Raw genomic sequence first — 16,666 nt, forward strand, 5'->3', positions numbered from 1 at the left:
CACTCCGTACTAGAACACTTGCCCACCGGACCTAGAACGGTTTCAGGGTACTCCCCCAATGTCAGCAGCAATGATTGCCGCGCACGAACCCCGGAAATACGGTTCGGATACACCGTAAGAAAGCAGGGGGAACCATGACGACGACCGAAGTCCGCCACCCGAAGCCGTGGGTGCGCCGCCCGTGGGTGTTCCCGCTGGGGCTGCTCGTCACGGCCTTCCTGGTCTTCTCACTGCCGCCCTACCTCGGGCTCGATCCCGCGCGGTCGCGCATCCCCGCCCCCACCGGCTGGTACTACCCGGTGCTGGTCACGCACATCGGCTTCGCGACCGTTGCCATGGTGACCTGCGCGCTGCAGATCTGGCCGTGGCTGCGGCAGAAGCACCCGGCGGCGCACCGCCGCACCGGGCGCGTCTACGTCTTCGCCGGCGCGATCCCGGCGTCGGTCGCCGGGTTCGCCATCGCGCTCGCGGCGCCGTTCGGTCCGGTCGGGGCCGTGTCGAACGTCCTGCTCGCGACCCTCTGGTTCGGCTGCACCGTGCAGGGCTACCGGACCGCGCGGGCCCGCCGGTTCGGCGAGCACCGCCGCTGGATGATCCGCAGCTTCGCGCTCTGCATGTCGATCATCAGCAACCGGATCTGGGGCGTGCTCTGGGCGATCGTGCTGACGCCGCAGCTGGACACCACGTTCGGCGGCAGCGAAGTCGCACTGGGCCAGGCGATCGCCGGGATCACGACGTGGACCGGCTGGGTGCTGCCCCTGCTGGCCGCCGAGTGGTGGCTGAGCCGGGGACGCCGTCGCGCGGTGTGACCGGGGTAGCCCGTTCGGCCGATGGTCCACACCACGGTAAATGGTCTATACCAATGGGGACAACTTTCCGCCGCCGCGCTCTCAGTCGTGGAGGTTTCCCATGCGCCTGAAGTCCCTGCTGGCCGCCCTGGCCGGCGCCGCCCTGCTGAGCAACGGGGTCGCCGCCGCGGCGGCCGGCTCCCCGATCCCGGTCGGTCCCTACGTCGACATGGGCGCCTGGCCGACCCCCAGCCTGTCGGCGATGTCGGCCGCGAGCGGCGTCAAGGGCTTCACGCTCGCGTTCGTCAACTCCTACGGCTGCAAGGCCAGCTGGTTCGGTGCCTACGACCCGCGCACGGCCTGGCAGAAGGAGGAGATCGCGAAGATCCGCAACGCGGGCGGGGACGTCAAGATCTCCTTCGGCGGCGCGTCCGGCATCGAGCTGGCCCAGGCGTGCAGCACGTCCGCGCAGGTCGCGGCCGAGTACGACGCCGTCGTCAAGGCGTACGGCCTCAAATACGCCGACTTCGACATCGAAGGCGCGGCCGTCGCGGACCCGACGTCGATCGCGCGCCGCTCCCAGGCACTGAAGACGTTGCAGGACAACAACCCCGGCCTGAAGATCTCGCTGACCCTGCCGGTGCTGCCGGACGGCCTGACCGCGGACGGGCTCAACGTCGTCAAGGCCGCGAAGAACGCCGGGGTGAACCTGGATCTCGTGAACATCATGGCCATGGACTACTACCAGGGCGCCGGCGACCAGGGCGCGAAGGCCATTTCGGCGGCCAAGGCCACGCAGGCGCAGCTCAAGTCGCTCTACGGGCTCGGCGACGCGGCAGCGTGGAAGAAGGTCGGCGTGACCCCGATGATCGGCGTCAACGACTCGCAGAACGAGATCTTCTACCAGAAGGACGCCAAGGCGCTGGTGGCCTTCGCGAAGACGGTCCACCTCGGCATGCTGTCCTTCTGGGAGCAGGGCCGGGACGCCAACGCGTGCACCGGGGCGCTCTACAAGTGCACCAACGTGCCCCAGTCGAAGTACGAGTTCGCGAAGATCTTCGCCGGCTACACCGGCTGAGTCACCACCGGGCGGCGTCCGCGAGCAGTGCGTCCCGCACCGCCGCGGGCCCCGCCCGGCACGGCTCGGTCCGGCTGACCACGAACAGCGTGTTGATCGGCGGCTCCTCCGGCTCCAGCAGCGCTTCCAGGTCCCCCGACGCCAGCTCGGCCGCGCAGAGGTACCGCGGCAGCACGCTGACGCCGAAACCCGCCCGCACGCAGGCCAGGACCGCGCGCAGGTCCGGGACGACGACGGCGGGGCCCGCCGGCGGTGGGGCGCCCAGGACCGAACGCCAGTAGCGGCGGATGATCGGCAGGTCTTCGGCGTAGGCCACCAGCGGCGCCGTGCGGGGATCACCCTCGAAGCCGCGAGGGCCGACCAGGACGAACTCCTCGTCGGTCAGCGGGGTGGCCGTGAAGCCGCGGCCGCGGGGCCGGATCGTCGAGACCACCAGGTCGAAGCGCCGCTGCGCGAGACCCGCCAGGAGGTCGTCGGCCAGGCCGAAACTCACGCGCAGCTCGAGCCCGCGCCCGACCAGGTCCGCCAGCGCGGGCAGGACCCGCGCGGTCGTCAGCTCGGCGGGTCCGGCCAGGTGCACCGGCGCGGCGAATGGCTCGGCCTCACCGGCGGCCACGGAGGTCAGCGCGTCGATGTGCGGCGCGATCCGGGCCGCCAGCTCGTCGGCGGCCGACGTGGGGGTGACACCGCGGGCGCACCGGACGAACAGCTGCCGGCCCAGCTGCTCCTCCAGGGCCCTGACCTGCGCGGTCACCGTCGGCTGGGACAGGCCCAGCGACGGTGCCGCACCGGTCAGCGAGCCGGCCCGGTGGACGGCCAGGAACGTGCGCAGCAGGTCGAGGTCCAGCTCAGTCCTCGACCAGGTCGATCGAATCGACCACGTTCGGGTAGAACGCGACGTGGTCCTTGATCGGCGCGACCGCGTCGTACGGCTTCTCGTACGTCCAGACCGCGTTCTCGGCCCGCACGTCACCGGCGTTGAGGCTGTAGTAGCTCGCTTCGCCCTTGTAGGGGCAGTACGTCTCGTGGTCGGTCCGCTCCAGCACACCCGCTTCGACGTCGGCCAGCGGGATGTACTGGACCGCCGGGTAGGTGGATTCCTGCAGGGTGAAAGCGTTGCGGCTGTCCGCGATGACGCGCCCGCCCGCCTTGACCACCACGCGGGCCTTGGTCGGCTCGACGGTGATCGGGTGGTCCGGGCCCGGCTGCAGAACCTTCTTCGCCATGTCAGCTCCCTATGACTCCTGTGTACAGGGAGCAGCACGCCGGGCCCGGCGGTTATTCCACCTCAGGGCAGGTAGTACATCGGGTTCGGCAGCTTGACCGGACGCAGCGCGTAACCGCCCTCGAGGTCGCTGAACTGGTCGCCGAGGTTGAGCACGATCTTCGCGCCGGTCGCCTCGATGTGCGCCCGCGTGCCCGACTTGTACTGGACGGTGGTGCAGGTCAGCCCGCACGGCAGGTAGTCCGGCGCGGTCGTCTTCGGCTTGAAGAACGCGCCGGCCGGGGCCGGGTAGCCCTCGTTGGCCAGGTTCTTCAGCGACTGCGGGCCCTGGAACTCGTTGCGGCCGGTCAGGAAGTACACCTTGACGCCGTGCTGCGCCGCCCAGTTGGCCAGCTCCAGCACCGGCTTGTTCGCCACGAACGTGCCGTTGTCGATGGCCTGCTGCTGCTTGACCGGGTCGAAGCCGAAGTCGTTGTCGGCCTCCCAGCCGTAGGTGACCTCGGAGGTGTCGTCGACGTCGAGCACGATCGCCGGGTTCTTCACCCGGCCCAGCGACTGCTGCAGAGAGCGCTTCGCGTCGGCGACGATCCGCGTGGTGTCCTTCACGAACCGGCTGGTGTCGGAGTAGTGGTGCTTGCCGGCGGCGTCGACGTAGTCGCCGTAGTAGGCCTTGACGTCGAGCTTGACCTGGCCGATGTTGGCCGGCTCCTTCGAGCGGGCGGCGGTCGATTCGTCGGAGCCGGCCAGCGCGGTGGCTCCCGAGGCGACGGTGGCGCCGATGGCCGCGGCGGCGGCGAGCTTGACGAGACCTGACCATTTTCCGGACACGGCGAACCCTCCAGCAGAACTTGACGACCCGGGGAACCTACGTCACGTTCACCGGGAGTTCCACCCCTCGAAAGTTTCCGTTCACGTGATTCGTTCGGCGCGGCACAGGAACGCCACGGGCGAGCGGCCGATCCGCGTCAGCACCACCGACGCCTCCGCCGCGCCACGCGGTTTCAGCCGCCGCCGCAGCGCGTCCGGATCGACGTCGAGACCCCGCACCAGGATTTCCAGCCGCCCGACGTCGTGTCGCTTGAGGACGGCCTTCAGCGCCTTCTCGGTGTACGGCCCGTGCTCCAGGACGCGGAACGCCCGCACGCCCGGCGGCGGGGTGTCACCGGTCAGGTACGCGATGCGTTCGTCCAGCTGCCACAACCCGTGCCGCGCCGCGTAGTGCCGGACGAGCCCGGCGCGCACGACGGCACCGTCGGGGTCGACGATCCACTCCCCCGGGCCCCTTGTGGGCAGTTCGTCCGGTTCGGCGTCGGTGACCGTCCACTGTGTCCCGTCGGACCGCAGCACGGTCGCCCGGCGGGTGACGCCGGTGCCGAGGCCGCGCCAGAGGCAGGATTCGCGCACCTGGCCGTCCAGGGAAACCAGCTCGACCTCTTCGGCCCACGGCGTGAGCGCGAAGTCGAGACCGGGAGCGCACTTGATCGCGAGCGGACGTCCCGGGTAGGCCTCGACCAGCCCGTCCAGGGGCGGGGCGAAGTCGGCGGGTTTCCACGCCCGCCGCCCGGCGGAGTCACGCCGGGCCGGATCGGCGACGACGACCCCGGACCGGCTCGCCGGGTGCAGCGCGTCGGCACGGGCGAGCCCGAACGCGACGCCCGCCGCGGTCCCGTTGTGGCGGGCCATTTCCAGCCGCACCGGGTCCAGATCGGACCCGAGCGCGGATCGCGCCACCCGGGCGATTTCGACGAGGTCGGCACCGACCGAGCAGGTGACGTCGTGGACGTCGAGACCCGCCAGCCGCCGGGCCCGGTGCCGCGCCACGACCGACGCACTCGCCTGCTGAAGGGCGTCGGAGGTGAACAGCCAGTCCACACCGGACAGCTTTCCGGCGGCTTTCCGCCGCAGCAGCACGGTTTCCAGGACGGCGGCCGCGTGCTCTTCGCCCACGAGGCGGCGGACGGCGGCCACGGACGCGATCGGGTCGGTCAGCGGCAGCGCCGATACCTCGGCGAGCGCCGCCGCCCCCGCGCCGGAACGCAGGTGGGCGACGTCGCCGAGGCTGAACGAATAACCCAACTCAGGACGGCCGCTTGGTCCCGGTGATCATGACGTTGTAGAACAGCTCCCGCGGCAGGATCTTCGACAGCACCTTCTTGTCCACGGCGGACAGCCGCAGCCACAGGTGGTAGGCGAACAGCCGCCAGCGCACGGTCAGCTTCTCCGACGGCACCGCGGCCTCGAACGTCCGGATCGGCCAGCCGGCCAGCGCGGCCGCGAACTCCTCGGTGACCGCGCGGACGTCCTGGGCGCCGGCCCCGCGCGCCCACGACTCCAGCTCCGACGGGTCGAAGGTGTGGATGTCGACCACGGCCTCCAGCGCGGCGGCGCGCGAGGACTCGTCCAGTTCGGACTGCGGCCGCCGCCAGCCGCTCAGCACCGGCAGCTTCGTCACGCGGGTGGTCAGGAACCAGGTGAACTGGCCGAGCTTGCGGGCGTAGAAGTCACCGATCTTCGTCGGCTCGCCCGCGAAGACGAACCGGCCGCCCGGCTTGAGCACGCGCAGCACCTCGCGGAAGGCCGCCTGCACGTCCGGGATGTGGTGCAGCACCGCGTGCCCGACCACCAGGTCGAACGTGTTGTCGTCGTACGGGATGCGCTCGGCGTCGGCGACCCGGCCGTCGACGTCGAGGCCGAGCTTCTCGGCGTTGCGCAGCGCGACCTGGACCATGCCGGGCGAGAGGTCGGTGACCGAGCCCTTCTTGGCGACGCCGCCCTGCATCAGGTTCAGCAGGAAGAAGCCGGTGCCGCTGCCCAGCTCCACCGCGTGCTGGTAGGGCTGGCCGTCCTCGCCCGCGACCGCGTTGAACACATCGGTGGCGTAGGAGATGCAGCGCTCGTCGTACGAGATCGACCACTTCTCGTCGTAGGTGCCGGCTTCCCAGTCGTGGTAGAGCACGTTCGCCAGCTTCGGGTCGGCGTAGGCCGCCTGGACCTCTTCGGCGGTGGCGTGCGGGTTCGGCGCCGGGTCGTTCACGTCGGTCAAGGCGTCATTTCCCTTCGAAAGTGGCCTTGCCGGGCCCGTTTTCGATGAACGACTTCATGCCGTTCTGCTGGTCTTGGGTCGCCCAGAGGGCGGCGAACAGGTGCGATTCGAGCTTGAGGGCGTTCGGGAGGTCCATGTCGAGGCCGCCGTCGATGGCCGCCTTCGCCGCGCGCAGCGCCACGGCGGGGCCGTTCGCGAACTGGGCGGCCCACTTGTGCGCGGCCGCGTAGACGTCGTCCGGGGCGACGACCTGGTCGACGATCCCCAGCTGCAGGGCCTCTTCGGCCTTGACGAACCGTCCGGTGTAGACGATGTCCTTGGTCTTGCTCGGGCCGATCAGCCGGGCCAGGCGCTGGGTGCCGCCCGCGCCGGGGATGACGCCGAGCTGGATCTCGGGCTGGCCGACCTTGACGTTGTCACCGGCGACGCGCCAGTCCGCGGTCAGGGCCAGCTCCAGGCCGCCGCCGAGGGCGTATCCGGTGATGGCCGCGACGACCGGCTTCGGGATGTTCGCGATGGCCGCGAGGGTGCCGGTGAGGTTCGCGCCGAACTTGGCGATCTCCGGGTACGTGCGGGTGGCCATCTCCTTGATGTCCGCGCCGCCCGCGAAGGTCTTCTCGCCGCCGTAGAGGATCACCGCGCGGACGTCGTCGCGCTCGGTGGCTTCCTTCGCCAGCTCGGCGAGCTCGGCGGTGACCTGGGCGTTCAGGGCGTTGACCGGCGGGCGGTCGAGCCGGATGGTGCCGACCCCGTCCTTCACCTCGAGGGTTACGAACTCTCCCACGTCACTCCTCCTCGTTGACGGACTGCCAGCAGGCTACCGGCCGGTAAGGCCACCCTAGCGGCGACGGGCGAAGAAGCGATCGCCGGAGCGCTCCAGCACGAGGTCCTGGTCGAACGTCTTCGACAGGTTTTCGCTGGTGATGACGTCGTCGACCAGCCCGGCGACCACCGCGTGGCCGTCCCGGAGGAGCAACGCGTGGGTGAATCCGGGCGGGATCTCCTCGACGTGGTGGGTGACCAGCACGATCGCCGGCGCGTCCGGGTCCATCGCCAGGTCGGACAGGCGGGCGACGAGGTCCTCGCGGCCGCCCAGGTCGAGCCCGGCGGCGGGCTCGTCGAGCAGCAGCATCTCCGGGTCGGTCATCAGCGACCGGGCGATCAGCGCCCGCTTGCGCTCGCCCTCGGACAGGGTGCCGAAGGTGCGCTCGGCCAGGTGCCCGATGCCCATCGCGTCCAGCAGCTCGGTCGCGCGGGCCGTGTCGAGGGTGTCGTATTCCTCACGCCAGCGGCCGAGCACCGCGTAGCCGGCGCTGACCACGACGTCCTTGACCAGCTCGTCGCCCGGCACGCGCTGGGCGATCGCCGCCGAGGTGAAGCCGATGCGGGGCCGCAGGTCGAAGATGTTGACCCGGCCGATCCGCTCGCCGAGCAGGTCGACCTCGCCGGTGGTGGGGTGCAGCTCGGCCGCGGCGAGGCGCAGCAGGGTGGTCTTGCCCGCGCCGTTCGGGCCGAGCACCACCCAGCGCTCGTCCAGTTCGACGGTCCAGTCGAGGCCGGCGAGAAGGTCGTTGGTCCCCCGGCGGACGCCGACACCGGCCATCCGGACCACGAGGTCGTCAAGTTCGCTGGGCTGGATCGGCTCGCTCACGAGGCCCATTCTGTCTTCCGTCGCGCGCGCGTGCGCACCCGCCCGGGTGAGACGGCGAACCGGCAGGTCGTCATGTGTTCCACGACCTGGAACGCCACCGCCCGGCGGGCCCGCGTGTGGCAGTATTCCGGCATGTCCGCCGACGCGCCCGTGACCCCGGTGACCCGGGGCTCGTTCTGGCGCCGTCGTGCGATCGACCTGCTGCTCGTCGCTTCGGCCGGGTGTACGCGGGCGCGGCTCCACTGATCCCTCGCGTCCTCCCGGCGCGTGTGGTGCCGCGCTGAACCCGCGTCCCCGATTCCCTGCGCGTTGCGAGGAGCACCCCGTTGACCACTTCCCTGGTTCGCCCGCCCGTCGAAATCCACCCGCAGCTGACCGACCCGCTGCTGCCCGAGCTGCTGCACCCGTCGCGGCTGCTCTGGACGCCGCGGGAGCTGGCCGACCTGACCGCCACCGTCACCACCGAGCTGACCGCGGGCCTGCGCGGCATCCTGCGCTTCGACGAGGACCGCCGCTGGTGGGCGCGGCTGGCGCTGACCGACGGCGTCGAGCTGTGGCTGCTGTCGTGGCTGCCCGGCCAGCACACGAAGCCGCACGACCACGGCGGCGCGTCCGGCTCGTTCACCGTCCTGCAGGGCGAGCTCGGCGAGGAGTACCGCTACCCCGGCGGCCCGATCCGGCGCCGGACGCACGTCGCCGGCGAGGGCCTGGGCTTCGGCGCCGGCCGCGCCCACCAGGTGACCGGCATCGGCGACCAGCCGGCGGCCAGCGTCCACGCGTACTCGCCGCCGCTGGTGGCGACACGCGAGTACACCTCGCTGGCCGAAGTTCCCGCGGAAATCCCGCCGCTGCCCGCTATCGTCCGGTCATGAGCGCCGTCGAATCACTGCTGGCTTCCGCGCGGTCCGGCTTGGACCGGGTGACGCCCGCCCGGGCCCGTGAGCTGCAGGAGGCGGGGGCGCTGCTGGTCGACATCCGGCCGCTGGCGAACCGCTCCGCCGAAGGGGAGATCCCGGGCGCGGTGATCGTCGAGCGGATCCACCTGGAGTGGCGGCTGGCGCCGGACAGCGAGTGGCGGCTGCCGGCGGTCGGCCCGGATTCGACGGTGATCGTGGTGTGCAACGAGGGCTATTCGTCGAGCCTGGCGGCGGCCGACCTGCAGCGGCTGGGGCTGCCGCGCGCGACCGACCTGGACGGCGGGTTCCGGGCGTGGGCGGCCGCCGGGCTGCCCGTGCAGGACGGCGGCAGCCCGGCGGTGCCTTAGCGCGTTTCCACGCTACCGAAGGGGGCCGAGGAGTTTTCAGCCGGCGAGTGCCGGGGCGACGTGCTTGGTGAACAGGTCGATGCCCGAGCGGTCGTACGCGGCATCCGGGAAGTTCACGATCGTGTACGACATGCCCCGCTTGCCCAGGGCGGCGAGGTGCTCGGCGACCTGCTCGGGCGTGCCGGCCGTCGGGCCGCTCGCGAAGGTGGCGACCGCCCGCTCGGCGGCCTCCGCCGGGACGTACTTCTCGTAGTGCGCCTTCAGCCAGGCCTGCTTCTCCTGGACCTCCTGCTCGGTCTCGCCGAGGACGACGCTGACGTTGCCCGAACGGACGATCGCGTCGAAGTCGGTGCCGACGTCCTTGCAGTGCGCCGCGAGGATCTCCGACTTGTGGGTGAACGCCTCCGGCTCGGGGAAGAAGTTCGTGTACTTCGCGTACTTCGCCGCGATCCGGAGCGTCTTCTTCTCGCCGCCGCCGGCGATCCACAGCGGGATCCCGCCGTCCTGCAGCGGGAGCGGGCGGAGGATCGCACCGTCGGTCTGGTAGTGCTTCCCGTCCAAAGTGGACTTCCCGGTCGTCCAGAGGTCGCGCATGATCTGCACACCCTCGTCGAGCTGGCCGAGCCGCTCGCCGGCGGACGGGAAGCCGTAGCCGTAGGCCCGCCACTCGTGCTCGTACCAGCCCGCACCGATGCCCATTTCGACCCGGCCGCCGGAGATGATGTCGGCGGTCGCGGCGACCTTCGCCAGGTAGGCGGGGTTGCGGTAGCCCATGCAGGTGCACATCTGCCCGAGCCGGATGGTCTCCGTCGCGGCGGCGAACGCCGAGATCAGCGACCAGGCTTCGTGCGTGGCCTCCTCGCTCGGCACCGGCACGGTGTGGAAGTGGTCGTAGACCCAGATCGATTCGAAGGGGCCGGCCTCCGCGTGTTTCGCGAGGCCGAGCATGGTCTTCCAGTGGTCCGCGGGGTCGATGCCGGCCAGGTCGAGCCGCCAGCCCTGCGGGACGAACATTCCGAAGCGCATGCGTACAACTTAGCTTCGCTCAGGGTTGCGCGCGGCGTGATTTCCCGGCTGGAGCTGCTCCAGGTCAGGCCTCGGCTTCCGGCAGGTCGTCACCGTGCTCGGCCAAGTAGCGGCGAGCCGCTTCGTTGACCTCGTCAAGCTTGGCGTAGAACGCGAGTGGCTCCGAGTGCCGTCGGCCGGCAGCGAGCGCGGAGTAGTCCGCATCCGGCGCCTTGGCGGGCTTCGCCTGCTCCTGATCGGCCTTCGTCGTCCACTGGTCGGACTGCCGTCCGGGATGCTCGAGTGCCGGCTTTGCGGGACCACCCCGGAAGACCGTTCCGCGGATGCTTTCCAGTTCTTCGGCGGCCTCGTGCACTCTCGCCGCGGCGAGGCTCGCCGCTTCGGCACGCTGCTGCTCCAGCCGCGCCAGCTCATCCGGCGACCATGCATAAGGCCGGCGCGCGCCCAGCTCACCCAGTACCGTGTAGTAGTAACCGAGCGACCGGGCGGCGACCTCGCAGGCGACCGCCGCCGCCCGACACCGCGCCGCCGCAGCGTTGCGTACCGCCTTGTACGCGTCGCCGGCATTACCTTCCCAGCCTTCGACGTCGGCCCGCCGGAGGTCGGAAGCCAGATCATCAAGCGTCTGCGTCAGCGAGCGAACGCGATCGGCTTCGCCCCGGATCAGGTTGAGGGTGCCCGGCAACCAGGCCGGAGATTCCGTCACCACGACATCCCCGTCATTGATCGGCGGCGGTGACCCCGCCTGATCCGGCCAGGTGCTTCAGCAGGTCGCGGAGCGGCCCTTCCTCGAAGCGCTCGTACACGTCTGCCGCCGTGGACAACCGTTCTACGAGTGTCTCGGCATCGTCCATGACTGCGCGTACCGCGGACCTCGAAGCCTCTTGGAACCGAGTCAGCGCGACGGCGAGGTCCTCGTCCCAGACCAGCTCCGGTTGGATCGAGTAGCGCAGAACAGTCCGCGTCCGGTCGTCGCTGACCTGGTTGTCGAGACGTCGCGAGACCGCGACCAGCCGGGCGGTGTCGACCGCAAAGCCATTCACAAGAGAACCTCCGTGACCGAGAGAGTGGGAAGACGGTGTCAACCAGCGGCGACGAGCCGGGCTACCTCGTCCGGGGTGAGCGGTAGCGTTTCCCGGTCCCCGGGGCGGAAGCCCGGGTTGACCAGCACACCGGTGGGGCGACCGCGACCGTGTGCCAGCCGGACGATCTCCCGGCCCGCCAAGTGGGTGGTGCGCGGCCACCGCACACCGATCGCGGCGCCGTAGTCGTAGAGCAACTCGGCTCGGGTGAACACGCACAGCCAGTCGCCCAGCGAGCCCAGGCGGACCGGCCGCAGGCTGCCGTCAGCCACGACCGGGCCGTAACACCTGCACCGGAGGAACTCGTCGGCTACGTCGGCTTCCGGCGCCGCCAGCACCCGGATGAGCTCGGCCACCCGGTCGGGGCCGTCCGTGAGCGGTGGGACCTCGTTCGCTTCGAGCCACTGCCGGGCCTGCCCGAGCTCCGCTTCCGTCACCTCCGGCATCGACGGCCGCAGGCTGTCCCCCAGAAGAACATGAAACGATTTCAGAAGACGCTGACATTTGCTCTCGGAGCACTTGATCTCACCGGCGACCCAGCGGATCCGAGCGGTCGTTCCCCGTTCGGCGAACGAGTCGGGCAGTCCGAGGCCGTAAGCCGCCCAAATGACTCGCGCCATCTCGGCGCTGCGAATCCGGGCCAGCTCCGCACGGATCCGCGCCACGACGACTTCACGAGTCCGCTCCGGCGTCGCGTCTTCTGCGACACCCCAGGAGCGCCGCAGCAACGGCGCTATCCGCGCCCGCAGCTCCGGCTGCCAGATCCCGTCGTGGTTGTGCAGGTCGAACACGACCTTGCGAAAGCCGTCGCCCGGCCGCCCGCCGCCCATTGCCATCCTTCCGCCCAGACATGGAAACGGGATCCTAAACGAGCCGGGGCAGCTCCCCGCATCCGGATTGGGCAAGTCGGCGGAAAATTCCAGCACACCCTCGCACGCTGCAGTTTTGTCAGAAATCTGTCACCTTTGATCAGCTCGCGAGTACCCTGAAACGATCTTGGCAGAGAATAATTTTTGGCCAAATAAAGCCGTACGTACGTCTTCCTAAATCACTTGTGACAAATTTGTCCACAAAGGACCTGATCAGGCTTCTCGGCTTATACGGTCGAAGCAGCGGCCACACGGCAGTGGCCATCGGACCGGGAGAATCGATGCAACTCGCCCTGATCGTCACGCTGGCCTTCGTGGCCGGCGTCCTATCGGCCTCGTTGGTCGCGCTGGCCTGCACCAGGCACCACCGTGACAAGGTGCACCGGGAGCTGGAGTTCCACCGTGAGCGGGTGCGCACGCTCGAACACCTGCTGCTCTACCACGGCGGGCCATCCGGGGCGCACATCATGCCGCCCGTCATCACCGTGCCGCCGGCGGGTCACGGGTGGTGAGCTCAGGCCAGGACGACCCGCGCCAGCTCCGCCGGCGTCGCCAGCAGTCCGTGCCTCGGCAGGACCCGGACCGTGTACCCGATCGCGCCCGGCCTTGGCAGCTTCACCCGGGCCGCGAACGCGCCGATGCCGTCGGCGGTCATCGGGACCGTCACCGGGTCGCGGAGCTCGTCGTCGTCGGCCACGCGGCCGACCACCGCCTGAATGTCCACTTCGGACGGATCAAGCCCGGCCAGGTCGATGCGGGCGCGGATCGTCACCTCGGTGCCCACCACCAGCGGCTCGGTCGCCTCCACCAGCAGCTCCGAGTCGAAGATCCGCAGCCGCGGCCACGACACCTCGAGCTTCGTGCGGTAGTCCGCCAGCGACAGCGCGCCGCGGTAGCCGTCGCCGGTGGCCGCCGCGACCGTGCGGGAGGCCGGGAGGTAGCCGTTGTCGACGTACTCGCGGACCATCCGGGACGCCTGGACGCGCGGGCCGAGCGTCTCCAGCGTGTGCCACACCATCGACAGCCAGCCCGTGGGCACGCCGTCGGCCGAGCGGTCGTAGAACAGCGGCGCGATCTGCTGGCCGAGCAGCTCGTACAGCGCCGCGGCCTCGAGGTCGTCGCGGCGCAGCGGGTCGGTGACGCCGTCCGCGGTCGGGATCGCCCAGCCGTTGCTGCCGTCGTAGCACTCGTCCCACCAGCCGTCGCGGATCGACAGGTTGAGCCCGCCGTTCAGCGCCGACTTCATCCCCGACGTCCCGCACGCCTCCAGCGGCCGCACCGGGTTGTTCAGCCAGACGTCGCAGCCGCGGTAGAGGTACCGCGCCATCGACATGCCGTAGTCGGGCAGGAAGACGATCCGGTGCCGCACGTCCGCGCCGTCGACGAACCGGACGATCTGCTGGATCAGCTGCTTGCCGTTCTCGTCGGCCGGGTGCGACTTGCCGGCGACGACGACCTGGATCGGCCGGTCTTCGTGCAGCAGCAGGGCGCGCAGCCGCTCGGGGTCGCGCAGCATCAGCGTCAGCCGCTTGTACGTCGGGACGCGGCGGGCGAACCCGACGGTCAGCACGTCCGGGTCGAACACCGAGTCGACCCAGCCCAGCTCCAGCGGCGACGCGCCGCGCTGCAGCCACGCCGCCCGCACCCGGCGCCGCACCTCGTGCACCAGCTTTTCGCGCAGCTCGCGCCGCAGCCCCCACAGCTGGGCGTCGGACACGCCGTCGCGCAACGGCCCCTCGCCGACGTCGAGACCCCATTCGCGGCCGAGCAGCGTGCTCAGCTCGCGCGCCACCCACGTCGGGCCGTGGACGCCGTTGGTCACCGACGAGATCGGCACCTCGTCGTGGTCGAACCCCGGCCACAGCCGGGAAAACATCTTGCGCGTGACGCGCCCGTGCAGCTGAGAGACGCCGTTCGCGCGCTGCGCCAGCCGCAGGCCCATGTGCGCCATGTTGAACAGGCCGGGGTTGTCCTCGGCCCCCAGCGCGAGCACGCGGCGCGGGTCGATGTCCGGGACCAGCCTGCCGTCGGCGAAGTAGCGCTGCACCAGGTCCACCGGGAACCGGTCGATGCCCGCGCTGACCGGCGTGTGCGTGGTGAACAGCGTGCCGGCGCGGACCGCGGGCATGGCCTCGTCGAACGCGAGGCCGTCGGCCTGCACGATCTCGCGGGCGCGTTCGAGGCCGAGGAACCCCGCGTGTCCCTCGTTCGTGTGAAACACCATCGGCTGCGGGTGGCCGGTGAGCTCGCAGTACTTCCGGACCGCGCGGAACCCGCCGATGCCGGCCAGGATCTCCTGCCGCAGCCGGTGGTCGGCGTCGCCGCCGTAGAGCCGGTCGGTGACGCCGCGCAGGTCTTCGTCGTTGGCTTCGAGGTCGGTGTCGAGCAGCAGCAGCGGCACCCGCCCGACACGGGCCTGCCAGATCTGCGCGCACAGCTCGCGCCCGCCCGGCATCGCGACGCCGATCAGCACCGGCCGCCCGCCCGCGGTCAGCAGCTCCAGCGGGAAGGCGTTCGGGTCGATCACCGGGTAGTGCTCGACCTGCCAGCCGTCGAGTGACAGCGACTGCCGGAAGTAGCCGTTGCGGTAGAGCAGCCCGACGCCGACCATCGGCACGCCCAGGTCGGACGCGGCCTTGAGGTGGTCGCCGGCCAGCACGCCGAGGCCGCCGGAGTAGTTCGGCAGCGCTTCGGTGACGCCGAACTCCATCGAGAAGTAGGCGACCGCGGACGGCAGGTCGGGGTCGTCGCGCTGCTGGTACCAGCGCGGCTCGGACAGGTACTTTTCCAGGTCTTCGGCCGCCTCGCGCGCCCGCGAGAGGAAACCGTCGTCGACGGCGAGCTCGTCGAGCCGAGCCGGCGGCAGCGCGGTGAGCATCCGGAGCGGGTCGCGCACGGCGTTGAAGAGCTCGGCGTCCATCGACGCGAACAGGTCGCGCGTCGGCGGGTGCCAGGTCCAGCGCAGGTTGGTGGCCAGCGCGCCCAGGCCGGACAGCGAATCCGGGAGGCTGGCGCGGACGGTGAACCGGCGGACTGCACGCATGGGAAGCGACGATATCGGGCCGCGGGCTCCGCTGCGCAGGGAGGAGTTCGGGTATTACGTGCACGCTCCGCGTATGCCCTGGGTATGGTCCTGCCCGTCGGGGTACCGGGTGGCACGAGAGTGAGTGAACAGAATGATCCCAGGGGGAGGACGGCGGGCGCTGGTGGCGCTGCTGGCCGTCGCGGCGGTCGCCGTTAGCGGGTGCAACGACAAGGGCGGCGCGAGCGGGGACCCGGCCAAGGACACCGGCGCCGGCTCGGTCTCCGGGCTGCCGGTGACGCACTTCGAGAGCGGCCTCAAGCCGGACGCGCCGAAGCCGAGCCTGAACGTCCGCAACGCCGACGGCGGCGAAGACGACAAGCTGGCCACCGCCGCGATCGAGGACGTCCAGACCTACTGGGGCGAGATGCTGCCGGCCAACTTCGGCGAGCAGTTCGAGCCGGTCAAGTCCCTGCTGTCCTACGACGCGCAGACCGACACCGAGAAGACCGGCTGCGGCAGCGTGAAGAAGCTCGTGAACGCGTTCTACTGCCCGGTCGACGACTCGGTGGCGTGGGACCGCGGCGTGCTGCTGCCGATGCTGCGCCAGCGGTTCGGCCCGATGTCGGTGGTCGTGGTGCTCGCGCACGAGTTCGGCCACGCCGTGCAGTACCGGCTCGGGGACAAGGCCGGGATCGCCAAGAACACCCCCACCGTGGTCAAGGAACAGCAGGCCGACTGCTTCGCCGGCGGCTACTTCCGCTGGGTCGCCGAGGACAAGAGCAAGTACTACCGCGTTTCGACGTCCGAAGGCCTGAACCAGGTGATGGCGTCGATGTTCCTGATCCGCGACCAGGCGGGCACCAGCGCCGCCGACAAGGGCGCGCACGGCACGGCGTTCGACCGCACCTTCGCCTTCCAGGCCGGGTTCGAGAAGGGCCCCAAGGAGTGCGCGGGGATGACGGCCGAAAACATCAAGGCCCGGCTCACCGAGCGCCCGTTCGACAAGGGCGACCAGGGCAAGGGCGACGCGAAGTTCAACGCGCAGACCGTCGCCCTGCTGAAGAAGAGCCTCGACGAGGCCTTCAAGGGCGCCGGCGTGGCCGCGCCCGAGATCACCGACGGCGGCAGCTGCCAGACCACCCCGCCGGCGTCCTACTGCCCGGCGGACAACACCGTCAGCATCGACCTGGCCAAGCTGGCCCAGCTCGCCCAGCCGATCGACCGCGACGCCGAGATGAAGGGCCAGGACCCGGGCGGCATGGGTGACTTCGCGGCGTTCTCGGAGGTCGCGGCGCGGTACGCGCTGGGCATCCAGAAGGGCGTCGGCGCGTCGATCGACAACGCGAACGCGGGCCTGCGCACGGCCTGCCTGGTGGGCGCCTGGGCGGCGTTCACCAACCGCCCGGGCGACCTGCGGCTGTCGGCGGGTGACCTCGACGAGGCCATCGCGGACCTGCTGCAGCCGGAGAGCCTCGTGTCGGCGGACGTCAACGGGAAGCGCCCGGACAGCGGTTTCGACCGGGTCGAGGCGCTGCGGAAGGGCTACCTCGAGGGCTCGTCGGTCTGCTCGAAGTCCTACGCCTGACGTACGAAAGGGGCCCCCGCCGTGGTGGGG

The 16,666-nt window shown here is 70.6% G+C and carries 19 protein-coding genes; 7 read left to right on the forward strand and 12 right to left on the reverse strand.

The window, feature by feature from the left end; all coding sequences use genetic code 11:
* Positions 1-134 precede the first annotated feature (134 nt).
* Positions 135-809, forward strand: a complete 675-nt coding sequence (locus ACWEGE_RS23740; RefSeq protein ID WP_449662624.1) for a DUF2306 domain-containing protein — start codon at positions 135-137, stop codon at positions 807-809.
* Positions 810-909: 100 nt separating this feature from the next.
* On the forward strand, positions 910-1,866 hold the full coding sequence (locus tag ACWEGE_RS23745) for a chitinase (protein ID WP_449662625.1): 957 nt from the start codon (positions 910-912) through the stop codon (positions 1,864-1,866).
* 1 nt (position 1,867) lies between these two features.
* On the opposite strand, the gene ACWEGE_RS23750 is transcribed toward ACWEGE_RS23745, so the two are convergent.
* The 7 genes from ACWEGE_RS23750 to ACWEGE_RS23780 all read right to left on the reverse strand — a co-directional run bounded on the left by ACWEGE_RS23750 (position 1,868) and on the right by ACWEGE_RS23780 (position 7,794).
* On the reverse strand, positions 1,868-2,740 hold the full coding sequence (locus ACWEGE_RS23750; protein WP_449662723.1) for a LysR family transcriptional regulator: 873 nt from the start codon (positions 2,738-2,740) through the stop codon (positions 1,868-1,870).
* Positions 2,715-3,092: a DUF427 domain-containing protein gene (locus tag ACWEGE_RS23755; RefSeq protein ID WP_449662626.1), complete on the reverse strand. Its 378-nt coding sequence runs from the start codon at positions 3,090-3,092 to the stop codon at positions 2,715-2,717. The genes ACWEGE_RS23750 and ACWEGE_RS23755 overlap by 26 nt, the downstream gene beginning before the upstream one ends.
* Before the next feature lie 62 nt (positions 3,093-3,154).
* Complete coding sequence (locus tag ACWEGE_RS23760) at positions 3,155-3,919, reverse strand: HAD family acid phosphatase (protein ID WP_449662627.1); 765 nt, start codon at positions 3,917-3,919, stop codon at positions 3,155-3,157.
* 81 nt (positions 3,920-4,000) lie between these two features.
* Positions 4,001-5,167: a THUMP-like domain-containing protein gene (locus tag ACWEGE_RS23765; RefSeq protein WP_449662628.1), complete on the reverse strand. Its 1,167-nt coding sequence runs from the start codon at positions 5,165-5,167 to the stop codon at positions 4,001-4,003.
* 1 nt (position 5,168) lies between these two features.
* Positions 5,169-6,134: a class I SAM-dependent methyltransferase gene (locus tag ACWEGE_RS23770; protein WP_449662629.1), complete on the reverse strand. Its 966-nt coding sequence runs from the start codon at positions 6,132-6,134 to the stop codon at positions 5,169-5,171.
* A gap of 4 nt (positions 6,135-6,138) precedes the next feature.
* Positions 6,139-6,918: an enoyl-CoA hydratase/isomerase family protein gene (locus ACWEGE_RS23775; protein ID WP_364258629.1), complete on the reverse strand. Its 780-nt coding sequence runs from the start codon at positions 6,916-6,918 to the stop codon at positions 6,139-6,141.
* A gap of 54 nt (positions 6,919-6,972) precedes the next feature.
* Entirely contained in the window at positions 6,973-7,794 is an 822-nt protein-coding gene (locus ACWEGE_RS23780; protein WP_449662630.1) for an ABC transporter ATP-binding protein, read from the reverse strand.
* 63 nt (positions 7,795-7,857) lie between these two features.
* Here ACWEGE_RS23780 and ACWEGE_RS23785 point away from each other — a divergent pair, with 63 nt between their 5' ends.
* The 3 genes from ACWEGE_RS23785 (at position 7,858) to ACWEGE_RS23795 (ending at position 9,049) form a co-directional block, all read left to right on the forward strand.
* Positions 7,858-8,031, forward strand: a complete 174-nt coding sequence (locus tag ACWEGE_RS23785; protein WP_449662631.1) for a hypothetical protein — start codon at positions 7,858-7,860, stop codon at positions 8,029-8,031.
* A gap of 80 nt (positions 8,032-8,111) precedes the next feature.
* Positions 8,112-8,657 (forward strand): cysteine dioxygenase, encoded by a 546-nt coding sequence (locus tag ACWEGE_RS23790; protein ID WP_449662632.1) that lies wholly within the window; start codon positions 8,112-8,114, stop codon positions 8,655-8,657.
* A complete protein-coding gene (locus ACWEGE_RS23795; protein ID WP_449662633.1) occupies positions 8,654-9,049 on the forward strand; it encodes a rhodanese-like domain-containing protein in 396 nt (131 codons plus the stop codon). The genes ACWEGE_RS23790 and ACWEGE_RS23795 overlap by 4 nt, the downstream gene beginning before the upstream one ends.
* A gap of 36 nt (positions 9,050-9,085) precedes the next feature.
* Here ACWEGE_RS23795 and ACWEGE_RS23800 read toward each other — a convergent pair whose 3' ends face one another.
* From ACWEGE_RS23800 to ACWEGE_RS23815, 4 genes are all read right to left on the reverse strand, one after another.
* Entirely contained in the window at positions 9,086-10,075 is a 990-nt protein-coding gene (locus tag ACWEGE_RS23800; RefSeq protein WP_449662634.1) for an LLM class F420-dependent oxidoreductase, read from the reverse strand.
* A 64-nt stretch (positions 10,076-10,139) separates the two neighbouring features.
* Positions 10,140-10,781 carry a hypothetical protein gene (locus ACWEGE_RS23805; protein WP_449662635.1) on the reverse strand — a complete coding sequence of 214 codons (642 nt, stop codon included), beginning with the start codon at positions 10,779-10,781 and terminating at the stop codon, positions 10,140-10,142.
* 13 nt (positions 10,782-10,794) lie between these two features.
* Positions 10,795-11,118, reverse strand: coding sequence for a hypothetical protein (locus tag ACWEGE_RS23810; RefSeq protein ID WP_449662636.1), 324 nt, complete (start codon positions 11,116-11,118; stop codon positions 10,795-10,797).
* 38 nt (positions 11,119-11,156) lie between these two features.
* Positions 11,157-11,987, reverse strand: a complete 831-nt coding sequence (locus tag ACWEGE_RS23815) for a hypothetical protein (protein ID WP_449662637.1) — start codon at positions 11,985-11,987, stop codon at positions 11,157-11,159.
* A 320-nt stretch (positions 11,988-12,307) separates the two neighbouring features.
* Here ACWEGE_RS23815 and ACWEGE_RS23820 point away from each other — a divergent pair, with 320 nt between their 5' ends.
* Positions 12,308-12,538, forward strand: a complete 231-nt coding sequence (locus tag ACWEGE_RS23820) for a hypothetical protein (protein WP_449662638.1) — start codon at positions 12,308-12,310, stop codon at positions 12,536-12,538.
* Positions 12,539-12,540: 2 nt separating this feature from the next.
* Here ACWEGE_RS23820 and glgP read toward each other — a convergent pair whose 3' ends face one another.
* Positions 12,541-15,069: an alpha-glucan family phosphorylase gene (gene glgP / locus ACWEGE_RS23825; protein WP_449662639.1), complete on the reverse strand. Its 2,529-nt coding sequence runs from the start codon at positions 15,067-15,069 to the stop codon at positions 12,541-12,543.
* 133 nt (positions 15,070-15,202) lie between these two features.
* Between glgP and ACWEGE_RS23830 the strand changes: the two genes are divergently transcribed.
* A complete protein-coding gene (locus ACWEGE_RS23830; RefSeq protein WP_449662724.1) occupies positions 15,203-16,636 on the forward strand; it encodes a neutral zinc metallopeptidase in 1,434 nt (477 codons plus the stop codon).
* The last annotated feature ends 30 nt before the right edge of the window (positions 16,637-16,666 follow it).

Source organism: Amycolatopsis sp. NPDC004747 (assembly GCF_053601335.1).

What these genes read in the sequence shown, in the direction of transcription:
- ACWEGE_RS23815 (WP_449662637.1), bottom strand. Translation starts at nt 11,987, where the DNA reads ATGGGCGGCGGGCGGCCGGGCGACGGCTTTCGCAAGGTCGTGTTCGAC.
- ACWEGE_RS23795 (WP_449662633.1), top strand. Translation starts at nt 8,654, where the DNA reads ATGAGCGCCGTCGAATCACTGCTGGCTTCCGCGCGGTCCGGCTTGGAC.
- ACWEGE_RS23785 (WP_449662631.1), top strand. Translation starts at nt 7,858, where the DNA reads ATGTGTTCCACGACCTGGAACGCCACCGCCCGGCGGGCCCGCGTGTGG.
- ACWEGE_RS23820 (WP_449662638.1), top strand. Translation starts at nt 12,308, where the DNA reads ATGCAACTCGCCCTGATCGTCACGCTGGCCTTCGTGGCCGGCGTCCTA.
- ACWEGE_RS23755 (WP_449662626.1), bottom strand. Translation starts at nt 3,092, where the DNA reads ATGGCGAAGAAGGTTCTGCAGCCGGGCCCGGACCACCCGATCACCGTC.
- ACWEGE_RS23740 (WP_449662624.1), top strand. Translation starts at nt 135, where the DNA reads ATGACGACGACCGAAGTCCGCCACCCGAAGCCGTGGGTGCGCCGCCCG.
- ACWEGE_RS23830 (WP_449662724.1), top strand. Translation starts at nt 15,203, where the DNA reads ATGATCCCAGGGGGAGGACGGCGGGCGCTGGTGGCGCTGCTGGCCGTC.
- ACWEGE_RS23780 (WP_449662630.1), bottom strand. Translation starts at nt 7,794, where the DNA reads ATGGGCCTCGTGAGCGAGCCGATCCAGCCCAGCGAACTTGACGACCTC.
- glgP (WP_449662639.1), bottom strand. Translation starts at nt 15,069, where the DNA reads ATGCGTGCAGTCCGCCGGTTCACCGTCCGCGCCAGCCTCCCGGATTCG.
- ACWEGE_RS23745 (WP_449662625.1), top strand. Translation starts at nt 910, where the DNA reads ATGCGCCTGAAGTCCCTGCTGGCCGCCCTGGCCGGCGCCGCCCTGCTG.
- ACWEGE_RS23800 (WP_449662634.1), bottom strand. Translation starts at nt 10,075, where the DNA reads ATGCGCTTCGGAATGTTCGTCCCGCAGGGCTGGCGGCTCGACCTGGCC.